The sequence below is a fragment of the Xanthomonas sacchari genome (assembly GCF_040529065.1).
GTDB lineage: Bacteria > Pseudomonadota > Gammaproteobacteria > Xanthomonadales > Xanthomonadaceae > Xanthomonas_A > Xanthomonas_A sacchari.
The window spans coordinates 602,110-621,579 of the sequence record NZ_CP132343.1; the positions used below are offsets into that span (position 1 = coordinate 602,110).

At 61.0% G+C, this 19,470-nt stretch carries 17 protein-coding genes; 10 read left to right on the top strand and 7 right to left on the bottom strand.

Annotation, left to right across the window (positions count from 1 at the left end; translation table 11 throughout):
* Positions 1 to 49: 49 nt before the first annotated feature.
* From RAB71_RS02570 to RAB71_RS02585, 4 genes are all read right to left on the bottom strand, one after another.
* Positions 50 to 1,021: an IS110 family transposase gene (locus tag RAB71_RS02570; RefSeq protein WP_353940057.1), complete on the bottom strand. Its 972-nt coding sequence runs from the start codon at positions 1,019 to 1,021 to the stop codon at positions 50 to 52.
* Between the two features lie 433 nt (positions 1,022 to 1,454).
* A complete protein-coding gene (locus RAB71_RS02575) occupies positions 1,455 to 2,249 on the bottom strand; it encodes a siderophore-interacting protein (protein WP_010342044.1) in 795 nt (264 codons plus the stop codon).
* A gap of 85 nt (positions 2,250 to 2,334) precedes the next feature.
* Positions 2,335 to 2,880 (bottom strand): PadR family transcriptional regulator, encoded by a 546-nt coding sequence (locus tag RAB71_RS02580; RefSeq protein WP_087943465.1) that lies wholly within the window; start codon positions 2,878 to 2,880, stop codon positions 2,335 to 2,337.
* Positions 2,881 to 3,201: 321 nt separating this feature from the next.
* Complete coding sequence (locus tag RAB71_RS02585) at positions 3,202 to 4,125, bottom strand: IS110 family transposase (protein ID WP_082042375.1); 924 nt, start codon at positions 4,123 to 4,125, stop codon at positions 3,202 to 3,204.
* A 518-nt stretch (positions 4,126 to 4,643) separates the two neighbouring features.
* On the opposite strand from RAB71_RS02585, the gene RAB71_RS02590 reads away from it, so the two are divergent.
* A complete protein-coding gene (locus RAB71_RS02590) occupies positions 4,644 to 5,615 on the top strand; it encodes an IS110 family transposase (protein WP_043094910.1) in 972 nt (323 codons plus the stop codon).
* A gap of 71 nt (positions 5,616 to 5,686) precedes the next feature.
* Here the strand turns inward: RAB71_RS02590 and RAB71_RS02595 are convergent, their stop codons facing one another.
* The 3 genes from RAB71_RS02595 to RAB71_RS02605 are packed head-to-tail and all read right to left on the bottom strand — an operon-like array spanning position 5,687 to position 8,483.
* Positions 5,687 to 6,073 (bottom strand): STAS domain-containing protein, encoded by a 387-nt coding sequence (locus RAB71_RS02595; protein ID WP_010340145.1) that lies wholly within the window; start codon positions 6,071 to 6,073, stop codon positions 5,687 to 5,689.
* On the bottom strand, positions 6,070 to 6,510 hold the full coding sequence (locus tag RAB71_RS02600) for an ATP-binding protein (protein WP_029561695.1): 441 nt from the start codon (positions 6,508 to 6,510) through the stop codon (positions 6,070 to 6,072). Before RAB71_RS02600 ends, RAB71_RS02595 begins: the two co-directional genes overlap by 4 nt.
* Positions 6,507 to 8,483 carry a SpoIIE family protein phosphatase gene (locus tag RAB71_RS02605; RefSeq protein ID WP_081481860.1) on the bottom strand — a complete coding sequence of 659 codons (1,977 nt, stop codon included), beginning with the start codon at positions 8,481 to 8,483 and terminating at the stop codon, positions 6,507 to 6,509. The genes RAB71_RS02600 and RAB71_RS02605 overlap by 4 nt, the downstream gene beginning before the upstream one ends.
* A gap of 216 nt (positions 8,484 to 8,699) precedes the next feature.
* Between RAB71_RS02605 and aceE the strand changes: the two genes are divergently transcribed.
* The 9 genes from aceE (at position 8,700) to RAB71_RS02650 (ending at position 19,446) form a co-directional block, all read left to right on the top strand.
* Positions 8,700 to 11,390 (top strand): pyruvate dehydrogenase (acetyl-transferring), homodimeric type, encoded by a 2,691-nt coding sequence (gene aceE / locus RAB71_RS02610; protein ID WP_029561694.1) that lies wholly within the window; start codon positions 8,700 to 8,702, stop codon positions 11,388 to 11,390.
* 93 nt (positions 11,391 to 11,483) lie between these two features.
* Positions 11,484 to 12,476, top strand: a complete 993-nt coding sequence (locus tag RAB71_RS02615; RefSeq protein WP_050946503.1) for a hypothetical protein — start codon at positions 11,484 to 11,486, stop codon at positions 12,474 to 12,476.
* Complete coding sequence (locus tag RAB71_RS02620; protein ID WP_138985692.1) at positions 12,473 to 13,597, top strand: hypothetical protein; 1,125 nt, start codon at positions 12,473 to 12,475, stop codon at positions 13,595 to 13,597. The genes RAB71_RS02615 and RAB71_RS02620 overlap by 4 nt, the downstream gene beginning before the upstream one ends.
* Positions 13,594 to 14,268 carry a hypothetical protein gene (locus RAB71_RS02625; protein WP_138985691.1) on the top strand — a complete coding sequence of 225 codons (675 nt, stop codon included), beginning with the start codon at positions 13,594 to 13,596 and terminating at the stop codon, positions 14,266 to 14,268. The genes RAB71_RS02620 and RAB71_RS02625 overlap by 4 nt, the downstream gene beginning before the upstream one ends.
* 160 nt (positions 14,269 to 14,428) lie before the next feature.
* Positions 14,429 to 15,013, top strand: coding sequence for a hypothetical protein (locus RAB71_RS02630; RefSeq protein ID WP_138985690.1), 585 nt, complete (start codon positions 14,429 to 14,431; stop codon positions 15,011 to 15,013).
* A gap of 180 nt (positions 15,014 to 15,193) precedes the next feature.
* Positions 15,194 to 16,165 carry a hypothetical protein gene (locus RAB71_RS02635; protein ID WP_138985689.1) on the top strand — a complete coding sequence of 324 codons (972 nt, stop codon included), beginning with the start codon at positions 15,194 to 15,196 and terminating at the stop codon, positions 16,163 to 16,165.
* 430 nt (positions 16,166 to 16,595) lie between these two features.
* Entirely contained in the window at positions 16,596 to 17,195 is a 600-nt protein-coding gene (locus RAB71_RS02640; RefSeq protein WP_010340140.1) for an XAC0095 family protein, read from the top strand.
* 122 nt (positions 17,196 to 17,317) lie between these two features.
* The gene (locus RAB71_RS02645; protein ID WP_234006677.1) at positions 17,318 to 17,806 is read left to right on the top strand and encodes a hypothetical protein; all 489 of its coding nucleotides are present in this window, start codon (positions 17,318 to 17,320) and stop codon (positions 17,804 to 17,806) included.
* Positions 17,803 to 19,446 carry an XVIPCD domain-containing protein gene (locus tag RAB71_RS02650; protein WP_081481858.1) on the top strand — a complete coding sequence of 548 codons (1,644 nt, stop codon included), beginning with the start codon at positions 17,803 to 17,805 and terminating at the stop codon, positions 19,444 to 19,446. The genes RAB71_RS02645 and RAB71_RS02650 overlap by 4 nt, the downstream gene beginning before the upstream one ends.
* The last annotated feature ends 24 nt before the right edge of the window (positions 19,447 to 19,470 follow it).

A 19,470-nucleotide genomic window follows, 5' to 3' on the forward strand; every position in this document is an offset into this window, starting at 1 on the left:
GGCAACCTCACCAGAGCCGAATGGTCCACCGTAGATACCGTCTTACCCCCTAGCAGGCAAGTCCCCTTTTCGGATCGAACGCCGTACCCGATTTGAGAACCCCGTAGGCCAGGTGCAGGAGCTTGCGCATGGCGGCGCACACGATCTGCTTGCCGGCTTTGCCGCGTTCGCTCAGCCGCTGTTTCAGCGTCCGGATGATCGGGTTGTGGGTCATGGCCACCAGGGCCGGCATGAACAGGCCCGCACGCAGGCGGGGCGAGCCGGTGCGCGAGATGCAGACGTGGCCTTTGCGGTCGCCCGACTGCTGCAGGCACGGATTCAGGCCCGCGAAGGCGGTCACCGCCGCGGCATCGGCGAAGCGCCTCACATCGCCAAGCTCGGCCAGCATCAAGGCCGCGCTGGTGTCGGCAATCCCCTGGATGCTCACCAGCAGCTCGCGCTGCCCACGCAAGGTCGGATCCTGGTCGATGTGGTCATCGATGGCCTGCTCGATCTGGGCGATGTGGTGTTGCAGATCGGCCAAATGGACCTGGATCGAGTCCTTCACCTGGGCCGGAGCGACGTCCAGCCGGTTGCGCTCCATCTGCAGCATCTGTTGCAGATCCTGGCGCCGGCGCACCAGCGCTTTGAGCTGCTTGAGCGCCGGCGGATCAGGGTGCCAACGGCGTAACTGCTCGCGGTGACGCAGGGCATAACTGGCGATCAGCTTGGCATCGCTGCGATCGGTCTTGACCCGGCTGAGCTGGCTGCGTGCGTACGCGGCCGTCTGCGCAGGGTTGAGCACGCACACCTGATAGCCTCGTGCGTGGAGGAACTCGGCCAGCGCCTGGTGATATGTGCCGGTGGCCTCCATGGCGATCCAGCTATCGGGCTGCGCATGCGTCTGCAGCCATGCCTGCAGGGCCTGGAAGCCCTTGGCATCGTTGGACAACTTGGCCTTGGTACGGTGCTTGCCATTGGTCAGATCGATGGCCGCATCGAAACTGCGTTTGGCGACGTCGATGCCGATGACGGGAGACATACGCGATTCCTCCATCGTGTCAGGGTCATGATCGGCGCTGGGCCCGGTCCTGCCTTGTCGATGCGAGTTCACGCCCGGGAGCGGACTCTGGATACCGTTCGGACACACAAGGGCCAGCATGTGGAGGGCGGAGCCGATCTACGATGCAAGCTCGAAGCTTTAGGAGCGACTGGACCTGCCACACCTCCTCCGATGATCAGTCGGAAGACATGACGCCTGTCTAGGGGCGACATGTCCAGATACAAGGAGCGGCTTCAGCCGCGATGGCTTTACCGTGATGCCCTGGGCGAAGCTACATGCGCTCGAAGTGCCAGGCGCGTCCCTTACCCTCACCCCAACCCCTCTCCCGGTGGGAGAGGGGCTATTGCGCCGCGTTGCCGTGATCTGGCGCCGACGCTCCTGCGCGTGTGTTTCCTGTCGTTATGAAACGCGCTTAGTCTTCGGCCGCGTCCCCGCCCGCCTTCCAATACCCCGTCGCGCGAATCCATTCCTTGGGCACGCCGAGGTGGCCTTCGACGAACTTGCGCATCATCCGCGCGCGTGCCGATTCGCAGGCGATCCAGTAGAACGCATCGCCGTCGGGCAGGTCGAAATCGCGCAGCGCACCTTCCAGCAGCTGGCTGCTGCGTGCGTCCACGCCATTGCGCTCCAGCCAGGTGACGCGCAGCTCGGCATCGCAGTCCAGCGTCTGCCGGTCGGCGTAGCCGGGAATCTCGATCAGCGCGTCCACCTCCGCGTCGGCCGGCAGGGTCTCCAGCCAGCGGCCGATCGCCGGCAATGCCGTCTCATCGCCGATCAGCACATAGGCGTCGAAATCGTCGGCGGCCACGAACGAGCCGCGCGGCCCGCCGACCACCAGCGCATCGCCCGGGTCGGCCTGCGCCGCCCAGCGGCAGGCCGGGCCATCACCGTGCAGCACGAAGTCCAGGGTCAGTTCCTGCGCGTCGGCATCGTAGTGGCGCGGGGTGTAGTCGCGGGCGGGCGAGGGCAGCGCGTCGGCCGGGTACACCGGGCCGTGCTCGGTCATCGTCGGCAGCACGAACGCGCCTTCGGGGTTGGGGAAGAACAGCTTGACGTGGTCGTCCGGCCCGGCGCTGACGAAGCCGTCCAGCTCGGGGCCGCCGACGACGATGCGGCGCATGTGCGGGGTCAGCGGTTGCGTGCGCAGCACCTGCAGATGACGCAGGCGCAGCGGGTGGCGCAGCAGGCGGTGTTCGTGGGTCGCCATGGGAATCCTCGGAAAGTGGGGGAGGGGATTGGCGCGCGACGCGGGGCGAAACCTTGCAAGCACCCGCGCGCTGGCTGGAAGGGAGTCAGGAGTTGCTGCCGTCCATGCCGTCGGCGGCGGCATGCAGCAGCGCGGCGACGCGTTCGATCTCGTCCGGGTCCCAGCGCCCGTGCCGCGCCAGCAGGCCGTGCTTGATGCGATGCATCGCCTCGCGCACGGGCGCAGGCACGTTGGCGCGCACCAGCGCCCGCGCACTGTGATGGGTGCGGTGCAGCGCCGCCTCCACCTGCGCGCGCTCGGCCTGCACGAAGGCCTGGCCGGCCGCGGTGATCGCATAGCGCTTGCGCGTGGCGTCGGCGTCGGCCTGCACCAGGCCCTGCGCTTCCAGTTGCGCCAGGGTCGGGTAGACCGTGCCGGCGCTGGGCGTGTACAGGCCATGGAACAGCTCGGCCACCGCGCGGATCAGCTCGTAGCCGTGGCGCGGCTGGGTCTCGATCATCGCCAGCAGCAACAGCCGCAGGTCGCCGTGGCCGAGTGGGCGGGGGCCGCGTGCGCCACGGCCGCGGCCGGCCCGCTCGTCTTCGAACAGGCGGTGCGCGGGGTGCGGGCCGGGGGCATGAGATCGTGGCATTTCGATATGTCGAATCAGGTGTGGAAAAGATATATCGAAGTTGTGTGGTCGGCAAGCGCCTGGCAGGCCGGGCGCTGGAGCGCGGGGGGTTTGGTTCAGTCAGGGCGACAGCGCGCGTTTGCGTCGTGCGCATGCATTCGGTGCGCTTGGATCTATGTGGGCGTGAGTTGCTCCGGTTGCCTGGGTCAGCGGCGCCCCGTGCGGGAATCAACGGTCATGCAGCTGCGCCAAGCGAAGCCGAAAGCCGACTGACACACTCCGTCGTCGGGACTGAAGTCCCTCCCACAAGGACGCCCAGCCCATCCCTGTAGGAGTCAACTGTCATGCACCTGCGATGACAGGAGGAGCGTACGGGGCCTGATCGCGCGCGATGGCATTGAGCCAGCGCAGGAACTTGTGCATGCAGGCGACGATGGCGACCTTGGCCGGCTTGCCCGCTGCGCGCAGACGTGCGTAGGTGTTGGCCAAGGGGGATTTGGCGCGGATGCTGGCCCAGGTGGCCATGTACAGCACGCGCCGCACGTCGGCACGTCCGCCTTTGATGCGGCGCTGGCCTTTCCAGCAACCGCTGTCGTGATTGAACGGGGCCAGCCCGACCAAGGCAGCGAGCTTGCGTGGCGGCAGCGTGCCCAGCTCTGGCAACCGCGCGGCCAGAACCGCGCGCAGGATCGTGCCGAGCCCAGGCACCTTGGGTAGGCTCGAGCAGGTCTTGCCCTGCTGCCCGATCTCCTGCGTCAACGTCTGGATCTGCTGGTTCAGCAGGGCGATCACCTCTCGGCAGCGGTGTTGCACCTTGGCGCTGGTGATGTGCTCCAGGCGCCGCCGATGGGCATCACGCTGGCTCACCAGGGTGGCACGCAGGTCCAGCAGTTCGCGAAGAGACTGCTGGTGCTCGGGCGCCACGGGCGTGGGGGTGGTCGGGATGTGCTGGGCGGCGATGGCCAGCAGGCGCGCGTCCAGGGCATCGGTCTTGGCATGCAGGCCCAAGGCCTGGGCGAGCTTGCGCGGACGATCGGCGGGCATCCGCACCACGGGCAGATCGGCCTGCCGCAACACTTGCAGCACGGCACGTTCGTAGCCACCGCTGGCTTCCAGCACGATCCGCTCGCAGTCCATCCCAGCCAGACGTTGGGCCAGCGCACGCTGCCCCTGTGGCGTATTGGGCTGGGTCCAGGCCTGCTCGTCCGGCAGGACATGAATGACCAGCTCAGCCTTGGATGCATCGATCCCGACATGGCGCCGCATAGACGTTCTCCGCAGTAGACTCATGGACGAGAGCGCTCCTGCCGATGCCCATGCTTGTGGAGTTCGAGCTCGTCACTCGGGCAACTGTTCGGGCTTGTCAGGCAGGAGAACCGGAGTGCGGCGGCGCTGACTCCTACTCGTGCTTGCTGGCACTGCGGCTAAACGGCCTGCCGCACTCCGCTCTCACCTACAACGATAGACCCTTATTTGACACAAGCGGCTTCAGCCGCGATGGGCGTTACCGGTGACGCCTGTCGCGGCTGAAGCCGCTCCTTGTATCTGGACATGTCGCCCCTAGACAGGCGTCATGTCTTCCGACTGATCATCGGAGGAGGTGTGGGAGGTCCAGTCGCTCCTAAAGCTTCGAGCTTGCATCGTAGATCGGCTCCGCCCTCCACATGCTGGCCTTTGTGTGTCCGAACGGTATCCAGAGTCCGCCCCCGGGCGTGAACTCGCATCGACAAGGCAGGACCGGGCCCAGCGCCGATCATGACCCTGACACGATGGAGGAATCGCGTATGTCTCCCGTCATCGGCATCGACGTCGCCAAACGCAGTTTCGATGTGGCCATCGATCTGACCAATGGCAAGCACCGTACCAAGGCCAAGTTGTCCAACGACGCCAAGGGCTTCCAGGCTCTGCAGGCATGGCTGCAGACGCATGCGCAGCCCGATAGCTGGATCGCCATGGAGGCCACCGGCACCTACCACCAGGCGCTGGCCGAGTTCCTCCACGCACGCGGCTATCGGGTGTGCGTGCTCAACCCGGCGCAGACGGCCGCGTACGCACGCAGCCAGCTTAGCCGGGTCAAGACCGATCGCAGCGATGCCAAGCTGATCGCCAGTTATGCCCTGCGTCACCGCGAGCAGTTGCGCCGTTGGCACCCTGATCCGCCGGCGCTCAAGCAGCTCAAAGCGCTGGTGCGCCGGCGCCAGGATCTGCAACAGATGCTGCAGATGGAGCGCAACCGGCTGGAGGTCGCTCCGGCCCAGGTGAAGGACTCGATCCAGGTCCATCTGGCCGATCTGCAACACCACATCGCCCAGATCGAGCAGGCCATCGATGACCATATCGACCAGGATCCGACCTTGCGTGGGCAGCGCGAGCTGCTGGTGAGCATCCAGGGCATTGCCGACACCAGCGCGGCCTTGATGCTGGCCGAGCTTGGCGATGTGAGGCGCTTCGCCGATGCCTCGGCGGTTACCGCCTTCGCGGGCCTGAATCCGTGCCTGCAGGAGTCGGGCGAGCGCAAAGGCCACGTCTGCATCTCGCGCACCGGCTCGCCCCGCCTGCGCGCGGGCCTGTTCATGCCGGCCCTGGTGGCCATGACCCACAACCCGATCATCCGGACGCTGAAACAGCGGCTGAGCGAACGCGGCAAAGCCGGCAAGCAGATCGTGTGCGCCGCTATGCGCAAGCTCCTGCACCTGGCCTACGGGGTTCTCAAATCGGGCACCGCGTTCGATCCGAAAAGGGGCCTTGCCTGCTAGGGGGTAAGACGGTATCTACGAGGAGCAAAAAGGCAGTGGTTGCGGGCGTACCGCACAGACGCCGCCTGACCTCAGCCACCGCGCTCCTGCTCCAACACCCGCCGCTGCATCTCGTCCAGGTACTCGTCCAGCTCCTGCACCGAGGTGAAGATCTCGTTCAACGGCACCGCCTTGACCACGTCGAACACCTTGCGGATCTGCGGTTGCGGGTTCACCACCAGCACCCGCCCGTCGCGCGCGGCCAGCACCTTGCGCGCCTTGAAGATCGAGCGGATGCCGGCGCTGCTGATGTAGTCCAGGTGCGACAGGTCCAGCACTAACGTGGTGATCGGCGTGGCCAGCAGCGGCGCCAGCGCCTCGTCCAGCGCCTGGTAGGTGTGCGTGTCCAGCCGCCCACTCAGGGTGAGGCGTTGGCGCTTGTCCTGCGCCGGGTCGATCTGCAGGCTCAACGTGGTCATGCGGGCGACTCCTGAAGAGGGGGATCGGCAGGTTGCAGCAACACGATGCGCACCACATTACGGCCGGCGTCGTGGCGGTAGTCCAGGCGGTCGGCCAGTTGCTGCACCAGGTGCAGGCCGAGGCCGCCGATCGGGCGTTCGGTGATGTCCGCGTCCAGGTCCGGCACCGGCGCATCGCGCGGGTCGAAGGCCGGGCCGCTGTCGTGGAATTCCAGCACCAGCGCTTCGGGCTGCAGGTGCACGATCACGTCCACCGGCAGCGGGGCGCGGCGCAGGTGGCCGTGCTCCAGGGTATTGCAAGCCAGTTCCTCGACGATCAGCCGGGTGCGGCTGACCTGCTCGCCGCTCACGCCATGGCGCCGTAGCGCCGCCTCCACGCTGTCGCTCAACTGCGCCAGTGCATCGATTGCCGGTTCCATCTGCCATCGCAGCATCATCGCGTCGCCTCCCGTGCCGGATCCTGGCGTAGCCGGATCGCCAGGAGCGTAATGTCGTCGGACTGCGGTGCCGGCGCGGTGAACGCCTGCACGTCGGCCAGCACCGCGGCGCACTGCGCCTGCGCGTCGGCGCCGGGCTGCAGCGCCGCCAGCAGCCGCGCCTCGCCGTAGGGCCGGTCCTGCGCATCCATCGCCTCGGTGATGCCGTCGGTGTAGCTCAGCAAGGTGGCGCCGGCGGCCAGGCGCCCATGCACCACCGGGTAGCGCGACTGCGGCTCCAGCCCCAGCGGTGGACCCGATTCCAGCGGCAGCAGTGCCGCGTGGCCATCGGCGCCGAGCAGCAACGGCGGCTCGTGGCCGGCGCTGGACAGCCAGTAGTCGCCGCTGTGCACGTCGATCAGCCCGCACAGCACGGTGGCGAACATGCACGGTTCGTTGCCTTCCACCAGCCGCTGCGAGGCCGCGATCAGGATCGCGTCCGGGCGCGTGTGCCGGCGCGCGGCGATCTCCAGCACGGTCATCGCCCGCGCCATGAACAGCGCCGCCGGCACACCCTTGTCGGACACGTCGCCGACCACGAACCACAGCAGCCCCGGCTCGGTCTCGAAGAACTGGTAGAAGTCGCCGCCGACCATCTCTGCCGGTTCCAGCAGCGCATACGTCTCCAGATGCTTGTGGGCGCTGTCGAAGGTGCGCCCGCCCGGCAGCATCGCCAACTGGATGTCGCGCGCGATCGACAGCTCACTCTGCATGCGCTGCCGCGCCTGCGCCAGCGTGGCGATCTCGTCCAGTTGGCGCTTGATCGAACCACGCGCGCTGTCGAAGGCACGCGCCATCACCCCCACTTCGTCCGCGCGTTCGACGTGGCGCAGCGGATAGTCGAACGCGCCCTGGCTGAAGTGCAGCGCCGAGTCGGTCAGGTCCTCGATCGGCCGCACCAGCCGCACCGTGTAGCGGTGCAGCAGCCACAGCCACAGCGCCAGCGCGGCGGCGCCGGCCAGCGCGCCCCACAGCACGATGCGGTCCAGCCCGGCCAGGATGTAGTCCTCCGACACGCTTAGCGCGAAGGTCCAGCCGGTGTCGCCCACCGCCGCGCTCTGGGTGAGGTAGCGGGTGCCGTCCGGCGCGGTGTGCTCGAACCGCACCGCGGTGTGGGCGTCGGCCGCCTGCGCCAGCGGCGACAGGTCCGGCCGCGCCCGCGCCACGTGCGCCTCCAGGGTGCGGCGGAAGCGCAGCGCCGGGTCCGGATGCAGCACGAACAGCCCGTCCGGCGACAGCAGCATCGGCTGCAGCCCGCTGTTGGCCGGCAATTCGGCGACGATGGCCTGCAGCCGCTGCAGCGGCACGTCCACGCTGACCATGCCGATCGCCGGCGCCTGCGGCCCGTCGCCGGGCAGGCGCAGCGGCAGGTTGTAGGTGGTCAGGTAGGCGCCGCCGGCGCTGGCGTCGCTGTACGGCTCGGACCACCACGGCGCCGGTGCGGCCAGCGTGCGTCGGTACCAGGGCATGCTGTGCAGGTCGAAGCCCAGCGTCTCGGCCGACTGTTCCTGCATGCCGCCAGCGATGCGCCGCAGGTGCCAGGCGAAGCCGCGGCCGTCGTCCTTCAGGGCGCCCGGCTCGATCACCAGCAGGGCACCGGCGATGTCCGGGTCGCCCTGCAGCGTGGCCTGCAGCAGATTGCGCAGGTTGAACGGCTGCCGGCCCAGCCCTGCCGCGGCGGCGGCCAGCGTGCGCCCGCTCACCTGCACCGAGCCCAGCGTGGCGTCCAGGCTGCGCGCGGTCTGCTGGGTCAGCCCGGCCACCTCCTCGCGGGCGTTGCGCACCATCACCTCGCGCGCGCCCACGTAGAACAGCAGGGCCAGGCCCAGCAGCAGCGCCACCTGCAGCAGGCTGCCCCACAGCAGCAGGCGCGTGCGCAGGCTGTGCCGCCAGGCGACCGCGGAGGCGTCCTGCGCTGACGAGGCAAGGGCGATGGCGGCGCTCCACGGGGGCCTGGAGCCCGATCATAAGCGCAGCCGCGGCCGCCCGGCGCAGCGGCCTTTGCGGCTGTCCCGCGGGGTGTCCCGGGCCAATGTGACAGTCCGTTCCATACGCTGGCGTACGAGGTCCTGAGAGGCGGTTGCGCTACACTTGCAGGCTTCGAGAAAACACATGCCATCGCGCGCGTGCGTGCGACCTACGGGAGCGTTATGAACTGGTTGAACGAGGTGCTGCAGAACGATCCGAATCCCACTGAAACCCAGGAGTGGATCGAATCGCTCAAGGCCGTCATCGATGTCGCAGGCCCCGAGCGCGCGCATCAGCTGCTGGAGGACATGGTCGAGCTGACCCGTCGTTCCGGCGCCTACCTGCCGTTCTCGCCGACCACCGAGTACGTCAACACCATCGCCCCCGCCAACGAGGCCAAGAGCCCGGGCGATGCGGCCATCGAGTGGAAGATCCGCTCGATCATCCGCTGGAACGCCATGGCCACCGTGGTCCGCGCCAACCGCAAGCCGGGCGACCTGGGCGGCCACATCGCCTCCTTCGCCTCCAGCGCCACCCTGTACGACGTGGGCTTCAACCACTTCTGGCGCGCGCCCTCGGACAAGCACCCCGGCGACCTGCTGTACATCCAGGGCCACAGCTCCCCCGGCATCTACGCCCGCGCCTTCCTGGAAGGCCGCATCAGCGAAGACCAGCTCAACAACTTCCGCATGGAAGTGGACGGGCAGGGCATCTCCTCCTATCCGCACCCGTGGCTGATGCCGGACTTCTGGCAGACCCCCACCGTGTCGATGGGCCTGGGCCCGCTCAGCGCCATCTACCAGGCGCAGTTCATGAAGTACCTGGAGCACCGCGGCCTGATCGAGAAGTCCGACCGCAAGGTGTGGTGCTTCATCGGCGACGGCGAGAGCGACGAGCCCGAGACCCTGGGCGCCATCGCCCTGGCCGGCCGCGAAGGCCTGGATAACCTGATCTTCGTGGTCAACTGCAACCTGCAGCGCCTGGACGGCCCGGTGCGCGGCAACGGCAAGATCATCCAGGAGCTGGAAGGCGTGTTCCGCGGCGGCGGCTGGAACGTCATCAAGCTGCTGTGGGGCGGCTACTGGGATGCCCTGCTGGCCAAGGACACCAACGGCGTCCTCAAGAAGCTGATGATGGAAACCGTCGACGGCGAGTACCAGAACTGCAAGGCCTTCGGCGGCGCCTACACCCGCGCCAACTTCTTCGGCAAGTACCCGGAGACCGCGGCCATGGTCGCCGGCCTGTCCGACGACGACATCTGGCGCCTGAACCGCGGCGGCCACGATCCGCACAAGGTCTACGCCGCCTACCACCAGGCGGTGAACACCAAGGGCATGCCCACCGTGATCCTGGCCAAGACCGTCAAGGGCTACGGCATGGGCTCGGCCGGCGAAGCGCTGAACCCCACCCACCAGACCAAGAAGCTGGACGACGACGCCGTGCGCGCGTTCCGCGACCGCTTCAACATCCCGCTCAGCGACAAGCAGCTGGCCGACGCCGAGCAGGTGCCGTTCTACCACCCCGGCCCGGACTCGCCGGAAGTGCAGTACCTGCAGGAGCGTCGCGCCGCGATGGGCGGCTACCTGCCGCAGCGCCGCCGCAAGGCTGACCTGTCCATCCCGGCCCCGGGCCTGGACAAGTTCGAGCGCCTGCTCAAGGACAGCGGTGAGCGCACCTACTCCACCACCATGGCCTTCGTGCAGAGCCTCAACATCGCCCTGCGCGACAAGGAGCTGGGCCCGCGCATCGTGCCGATCGTGGCCGACGAAGCGCGCACCTTCGGCATGGAAGGCATGTTCCGGCAGATCGGCATCTATGCCCCGTTCGGCCAGAAGTACAAGCCGGTGGACGCCGACCAGCTGATGTTCTACCGCGAGGACCAGTCCGGCCAGGTGCTGCAGCAGGGCATCAGCGAGCCGGGCGCCATCTCCTCGTGGATGGCCGCCGGCACCAGCTACTCGGTCAGCAACGTGCCGATGCTGCCGTTCTACATCTACTACTCCATGTTCGGCTTCCAGCGCGTGGGCGACATCGCCTGGCAGGCGGCGGACATGCGCACCCGCGGCTTCCTGCTCGGCGGCACCGCCGGCCGCACCACGCTCAACGGTGAAGGCCTGCAGCACGAAGACGGCTTCAGCCAGGTCATCGCCGGCTCCATCCCCAACGTGCGCAGCTACGACCCCACCTTCGGCTACGAAGTCACCGTGGTCATGCAGTACGGCATCCAGCGGATGATGCAGGAGCAGGTGGACGAGTACTACTACATCACCCTGATGAACGAGAACTACGCCCACCCGGAAATGCCGGCGGGCGCGGAAGACGGCATCATCAAGGGCATGTACCTGCTCAAGGACGCCGGCAAGCCCAAGAAGGGCGAACTGCGCGTGCAGCTGTTGGGCTCGGGCACCATCCTGCGCGAAGCCATCGCCGCGGCAGAACTGCTGGACAAGGACTTCGGCGTCACCGCCGACATCTGGTCCTGCCCCAGCTTCAACGAACTGCGCCGCGACGGCTTCGACGCCGAGCGCTGGAACCGCCTGCACCCGGAAGGCGAGCAGCGCAAGCCGTTCGTCACCCAGCTGCTGGAAGGCCGCCAGGGCCCGGCCATCGCCGCCACCGACTACGTGCGCGCCTTCGCCGACCAGATCCGCGCCTTCGTGCCGATGCACTACACCGTGCTGGGTACCGATGGTTTCGGCCGTTCGGATACGCGTGCCAACCTGCGCCGGTTCTTCGAGGTCGATCGGTACTACATCGCGCATGCCGCCATTGCGGCGTTGGCGAAGGATGGGAAGATGACCGGGAAGGATGTGGCTCGGGCGATCAAGCAGTACAAGATCGATCCGGAGAAGGCTAATCCGGTTGGGGTTTGACACTGCTTATCTAAGTCTACAAAAAGCGGCCTTCGGGCCGCTTTTATTTTGTAGGATAGTATTCAAGGCAGGAAGCTATATCAGGGAGGGGACATGGCTGAGACCATAAATATTGCTGAGGTTGCATCAAAAATAGCTAAGGATATTTTCAAGGCGTTTGGGTGGCATCTTCATCCAAGGAAAGACGATAACTTCAAATGTTTAGATGAAACGCATACGACTCGTGGTGGTAAAGAGAAGAACAGCCATCCAACAGACGTCGTTTTCAGCTATCAGGATCCCTATACGGGGCGCAGAGTGCACCTTTTGACTGATCTCAAAAGCTATCAAAAGGATTCAATAAGCAATACAAAAGTTAGGTCAGCGCTTCAGTCGCTAGCCATGTCTGTTGAATGTGCGCAAGAGTCGGATGAGTGGCGGCAGAAGTTTGCTGTAGTCGTCGATGAGCCGCACGAGATTCGTGGGCTGCTCTTTGTGCACAATCACGACGGGGGTTATGAAAAGAATTTTGTTGAGGAACTCAGAAAAGTCAATTTGCGGACGCTAGAGCTCAGGGAATCAGTGGTGCTGCATTTCCTGGGGCCGGGCGATATATCAAGGTTGTTCATCGTGGCTAACGATATTCTTAGATTAATAGCTCAGGATGAGCTGCCGAGGGAATATACCTTTTATTATCCTGATCTTGTAATGACAAGAAGGGTGGGCTCGGTTTGGGGGCAGCAGGCAACGGTTGAGACTATTGCTGGCCCATTTTTTATTATCAAGCATGCGAAAGCCGAGCAGCACGATGCAGGTTATCTGGTGTACTACAATAGATCAGGGGGGACATACGAAGAATTCGAGTATTTGATTGATTGCTTTTCTCGGCACCAAATTCTGGACGCGGAGCTTCCAGTTAGAATTCGAGTTGGCGCGCGTGATGTTGATGAAAATTATCAATCAAACTTTGACATTGCTGTGAATAGATACCTAAGGTCTTGGGGGTTTGATGAGACAAGGTCAAAAAATCTAAAGAAGATCAATATTAGCCGAGTTCAAGCGGTGGTCTCCGCTTACAATCCGGGTGATTGCGGGTGGCGGACATGAGTGAGCAAAAATTCGGTCCTTCTATATATTTCGCCACGGACAAAAATATATTCGATGCACTCAACGAACACAAGGTTGATTCAGTAACAGTGATCGAGCTTTTTCTCGATCGAAATACAATTGTAAGTTCGGAAAGTAATCGTAGCGACCTTTCCAAGCGATTTTCACGTTTGCAGCACGACTATTATGACCACAAGAAAATTTCTTCGCGCTTAGGAGTCGTGCCTAGACGTGAAAGAGTAACCGCAACGCAACTTCTTGGAAAAATCGCCATTGATGAAGTTAGGAGGGCGGTGGAGGCAATTAAAGAGAGCTTCGAGGACGCAGGGGATTCCATCTCTGTTAGCAAAATTGCTGACGGCATGCTTGTGGCCATCCAATACTCTAAAATTGATTACAGGCGGAGCGAATTCAATCAGATTCAAGTTCGAGATGGTTTCCTTGAAATTAGAATGTCTGACGGAACCGCTACGATTCGCAGCACTCAAAATTCCTATATTGATAGTGTTCGCGACACATTTATAGGGGCTTTGAAAAAAGAAGTCAGTACTGACCTCGCCCGCGTTGATGTGTCTCTTTATGATTATCCTGAGCCAAAGATAAGATCTCGCTTCTTCTATGATCTTTTCTCAGGCCTGCCCGGATATTCGTTCCGTGATGTTACCGATGTCTATGTATATAAACCAAAATCTGGTTTTCTAAGTGAGGAGGTGGATGTCGATTCCCCTCAGGTCGAACGTGTTGCACTGCGTGGAAGCGGAGTCAGTAAAACAAAATTGTTTAATGACCTCGCAGCAGAGGGTTATTATACTGTTCGAGTGGGCTGGCAAGCAGTTGGGATGTTTGATCGCGGCCATCTATACTCAATTGAGGTTGTTTTCGCCGATCCTGTCGGTTGCACCGGTCTTTCGTATGTAGTGCTTGGAGTAAATGAGCGCGATGAGAAGAGCGGCTTCCGCAGAGCTAGAAGATCACCTACCAAAGGAGAAACTGAGCAGCTATCGAAGGCGATCGAGGCGCGAGCCAGGGAATTGTTAGCGGCTTTAAAGGTGGCAAAGGGTGTCGCGCCTCAAGGCGCTGCTAAATCCACCGAAGCTGCGGAGGAAGGAGGTGCGGTATGAAATCGTACCGGTGGTATGCACTAGCATTAAATGGTCGCGCGCTCGCAACAGCTGATATTGCAGCTTTGCCGGCCTCGGAAAGTGAAGCAAACTTTTGGTTCTCATTTGAGCAAGTTCATGGCGCGGCTGCGCTTGGCAGGTTTAACTTTCGACACTCGTTTCTTGTCGAGCGAGTGCATGGTGGTATAAACGATGAAGTCATCGAGCTCGTATCCTCTGTAGATGTCGCCATTACCAGCGGCGTTTTTGCATCGGTCGTTCGCATCAGTGATAGCGGGCGGGGAGCGAAGCGCCTCATTGAGGCGCTAACCGAAATCTTTGGGTTTGGTTTTTCCGTAAGTCCGATGAAAACCTTGGACGGAGAGCAAATCGTGGGATTTAATTCTAGTGATTTTGATGACTGCAAAATGGTCAGTCTTAAAGTAACCAATGTGCGTGTTGCAGATGGTGTCATCGCCAGAATGGAGTTCGCATCTAGGCAAGGGATGTCGCTAGAGGAGCTTGATGACTTAAAATCAAGAAATTTTAGTGTTGACAGCGTCAAATACGAAGTTTTGAAGGCTGGTGTTCGAGGCTCGATAGCAGCTACATCTTCCGGTCGTGCAATAGTTTCAGGATCCCTGGCGCCTTTTCTTTCCCACATCCTTGATAAAGCAATGCGCCCGTCCTAAGGGCATTAAAGTCGGCAGGACATATGATTGGACCGGACAGGTGCAATTTTTATCCCAGCAACGCCGTTTACGATAACGCAGATAGGAAACTATGAGTATCAAGTTTAATCTTACTGGGCTATCTGAGATTTATAATGAGTCCCTGCGGCGAGCCGAACCCATGCTTGCCTTCGAAGTAGTGCATGGTAATGGACGATTCGTTTTCATGATGTTCTTTTCGAAAGAGGACGAGGAGTCAAAAGATAGACTTTTCGTTCAGCTGAGGAATACTAGGGTTTTTCTAAAGCTCAAGGTCTATGGGAGTCATAGAAATGGAGATTTCCTAATATATTTTGAAGCCGCTGATAAAAGGGCGATCATTGATGAGCTTATGTTGAATGGAGATGGAGAGACCTTTATCTTTGAGCGATTCTTGGAGCAGATGAACCGGCAAATACCTAGTCAACTGCCTCTCCAAAGTAAAATAGATAAAATCCGGGAGGTGTGGCCTAACGTTCGCTCTAAGCTTGTGGATATTGTTGATGAGGCAGATAAGACAAATCTGTTAGGGATAAAAAAATTACCACTTGGAAGTAAACCGAAAGATAAGACGCTTAGGAAGTTGTATATTCATGCAAATGGAGATGCCGCCGTTATATCAAAATTAATAGATTCGTTGAAAACGGCTAACTGTACGCTTGCATGGACCAACAGAGACGTCGATCAGGTATCGTTGGAAGAGCTTATGTATAGAATAAATTCGTAAGACGGCGGCAGAATTGGGGTGAGGTAAACCCAATCACTTAGAGTAATACGCCTAAAGGGCAGTGTGCAGGAGATGGTTTGTAAAACCCAGTAGGCTTGATGTGCGCATGCTGGGGAGTGTTGCTTCAATGGATATCACCGTAGTGACGCGTTCTCATCAAAAGATAAGGATTGGTTAGATATGGAGGGCCTAGAAGGAAACTACAAGCGCGCGGCGCAGTATTTAGGGGATGCTGTCCTTGGAGACGGCAGCCGGCGGCACTTCTTAGACTTTCATGTAGCTAATTGCACGCCGCCTTGGCGGCGAATAATTACCGCCTCTGCTAAGCTCGACATTGTAGTGCCGGGATTTATTGAATTAATTGCAAAGCGACTCGGGGCATTAATGGGTGAAAATGAGAATTTTTACGAGCAATTGCTGCAGGCGCTATGCGAAATTGTTATCGCAGAGAAGTTTGTCGATGTCTATAAAAAGGAAGAGGGCTTCAGTTTTACTTGGGAGCCTACTGAGAATGGATTAAAAAATCCTGAATTTATGGTTGAATGCGAAGACTGGAGACTGTTGGTCGAGGTAAAGGCTCCGTCGCTTCTGGCCCATAAAAGATCTGCGACAGGCTCGTCTATGCAGATTCCATATAGAGGATGGGATCGCGAGCTTTTGGCTCAGTTCTCCAATAGGATAGTTTATCCATTGGATAATAAAATAAAGGATTTTATCAATAGTGCTCAAGGAAAATTTTCGCAATTTAACAGCGATAAGAAACTAACTTATGGGCTGTTGGTGATTTGCTGGAGTGAGCGCTTATATGAAGCGGTTGGGCCTTTAAGCAATCTTGCGACTGGCTTGCTCACCGAGGAAAGCTATTTTCGAGATGCCGATAATAAGGTCGTAACATTCCCGCATGTGGGAGGTGTGTTGGTCACTGATCATCTTGGCCGGATATCCCAAGCTTTAAGTCATCCTTTCGGCCTTGGTGAACTAATGTCTTACGGATCCTATTGGTCTAGCGTGGCTGCAAATCCTGTTTTTTGCAAAAATCCCGAGGCGCTTTCTTGTGTCCCAGGACATGTCCTTGAAAAGCTTGAGGCGATACCTGAGGGTGAACATCTTGATCCGCTCGCAAACACGATGGATTTTATATATTGGTTTTAATGACGGGGATTTTGGGGTCAGAGCGCAGTTTCTTGTCTTGCAGTTTGAGTTTAGGGAACTTAACTGCGTAGCGAGCTCGACGCGATAGCCAATCTGGCCATCAATGGGTAGCCACGCGCGGCGCTAGAGCGAGTCAGCTTCCTGATGAGAGATTCTAAAAATCGCTGTTGACAGGCCACGCATCGTGTAGCACTCTTTTTATGAAGGAGCGTCGAAACTCCCCTCATAGCGGTACCCACCTCCGACAAACTGGTGGGTTTTTTGTGCCCGAGGCTCGGGCGCAAGCCGACGCGATGCCTGCGTCGGGAGGGCGGCTAATACAACACCCTTCGGGGAAATACGCCCGCCGTCTATGAGCGGTTTCGAACCTCCCGACTTCCCGTCCGCCATGCGTGGCGGCCGGACCCCTTCATGGAACGAGGAGGCAACGATGGCGCACGACCGGTTGGACGACGACGACATGCCCGGCTATTTCCTGCCGGAGGACAGCCAGTTCCGCCTGGCGAAGCTGCGCGATCACGTGCGCTTCCTGGTCCGGCTGGCACAGCCGCGCACGCAGGCCGAGGAGCGCGCCGCCGAACCCAAGGTGCGCATGGGCGAACTGGCACTCTGCCTGGAGCTGTTGGCCGAGCAAGTGGACCTTGTGCTGGGAGCGCTGTCCTATCCCTCCCACCGGATCGACACCACGCGCGACGCCTGGCCCGACGCCACTGTCCAGGCAGTTCCTGACGCGGGCAGCGGCACGTTCCGCGTGACGCAGCAGCAGATCGACAGGCTCACTCAACTGGCCGAGACCGTCTCCGCCAATGCCCGGATAGTGGCGGCCGGCGATGCGACCGAGCGTGCCAGCCAGACCCTGCCGGAAGTGGGGAGCACGCTCTGTGCCGCGGCGAACGACGTGCATGAACTGCTGCTGCAAATCAAGCGCCAGCCGCTGCGCGAACCGGCGTCCAACCGCGTACGAGAGGAGCGGGCTGTCTATGCGCTGGACTCTGAGGCGCCGCCTGGAGAAAGCGGGTGGCTGCATTGATCCTAGCTTGTTGAGGCAAGAACATTCAGCAAATTAACGTGCTTGGTGACGTGTGGAACGTCCCGGGCCTAGTTGCTATCTTCCGCACATACGAGCCGCAACCCACGTCCAAGGAGTGACCGATGGCTGAGCAAGAGCGATCAAGCCCGCGTTTTCCAGTGGCCGCGCTAGTGATGGTGATGACGTTGATCACCTCGTGTGCTACCACCGCTTCCGCGAGCAAATCTCCGTCGTTCTCTGGGGAGTGGGCGTATGCCAAGAAATGCGACTTGGGCCACTATCTGAGCCTGCATCTGCAGCAACATGGCGATCGCGTGACGGGAGATTGGAGCGAGGGGACCAACGTTCGCGGCAATGATGGGCAGTTGCAGGGAGAGGTGCGTGGAGACACGTTGTATGTTCGCTACTGCAGCGACGACGGAGGAAAGAGCTACTCCGCTTGCCCGGCGTTCTCCGAGCGAGAGGATCAGTTCAAGCTGGAAGAAGGGCAGCTCATTCGATATGAGAAGTATGGTTCCAGCTATCGTCGCACTGTCGCGCTTTATCCGGATGTCACAGGTAAAGACGTGCCTTATGACAAGGATTGTTCGGATCCGGAGGACGCACAATGAGTACGCTCACAGACAAGGAGTTGCGTGCAACCCTGTACTTCGCTGTGGGTGTCACCTCCGAGAGTCGATACGATGCATATCGACTGGTTGTCGCAGGCGACAAGGCCTCAACGCCAACGCTCGAACCAGCGGACAGCAGTGGTTACTCGATCGGTACCATCCAGACGGACCTGGGGCAGCACTACCAGCCCAATGATCCTAACGGCGAGAACGTTCCGAGGGACCTGATCAATGCATACCAGGACTGGGCGAGGGCGCATCAGCCGCAGTCGGTGTTGACCGACGATCAGGCGGCAAGAGCGATCGCGGATCTTGGTCGTGATGGAGATGCGATCAGAAACGACCATGGACGCCCGCTGGATGCGGATGTCAAATCGCGGTTGGACGCGTTTCTTGCCTCCGATGCCGGCATTACCTGGGTGCACGACCGCGATGTCGCTCAGATCGATAAGTTGATGGATCGCGCCATCGCGCCGCTGCAGCGAAGCAACCTGTATCAGAACGCGTCACTTGACGACCAAGTGAAACTGGCGGCGATGGTTGGCAAGGCATACAACCAGAACGAAGTACGTGCCGCAACAATGATTCGTAAGCTTGAGGGGAACCAGTATGACTCTGTGGCAGAGGTCAGTGCTGCCATTGACGGTTTTCTCCCTAAGCGCTCAGGTCAGAAAGACTATTTTGAGCTGGGCCGTGACGACGCCTTGAGGGGTGCGGCGGTCGTCAACTTGCTGCGCAACGCGAATCGAGAAAGCCCTCTCTCGACTGCGTGGGCAAGTGTCCTGGCGGACCCACTCGTCAATCCAACTGCTCTCAATGCAGATAGGGCGCATCAGAACTTGCCGCACGAGTACCCCGTCATCAAGAACTTGTTCATCCATGACGATCGCGCGGGGCAGTTCATCGGTGCCTTGGATAGAGGCGGGATGCATCAGTACGGCCCCACGGACCGCGCGCATCCGGAGCGCTTCAATGGGCCAGGCTTCTATGCCGCAGGCAATGATCTGGTCAACTGGAACAAGCATGGACAGGGCCATGCGTTCTTGAACGGTGAGTGGAGTTCTGTCGCGCGCGAGAATCTGACACGCGCCCGAAACCACGATGGCACCACCGATCTCAACCTGCAGCAGGGAGGCCAGACGCAACGGCTGCTGCATGTGGACCCTCATGCACCCGAACTCCGGCCTGCTCCGCAGCAACACGGTGGCCGAACTGGCCCCGACAATCCTGCGCACCCTGATCACGCAATGCTCCTGCAAATCAGAGAAGGAGTGCAGCGGCTCGGGAGCCAGGCTGGCGTGCCATTCGATGAGAACAGTGAGCGTGTGTGCAGGAGCCTTCTCGCCGCCTGCAAGGACAACGGAGATCAGTATCCGAATGCTTCCAGTGCATCGCTCTCCGGCAATGCACTGACAAGGGTGGATCATGTTGTCGCCGGGCCTGAACGCCTTATCGCCGTTCAAGGAGAATTGAACGATCCTGCGCACCTGCGCGCGCATGTGCCAGTGCAGCAGGCGATGCAGACTCCGGTCGAGCAGTCAGATGCCAAGCTGATGGCGGCGAACCAGGTAATCGCTCAGGAGCAAGCGATGACACAGCAGCGCGAGGTGTCTAGAAGCCAGGGGCAGTCACTGGGGTGACCCGCATAAGTGTAGCCCCGCATC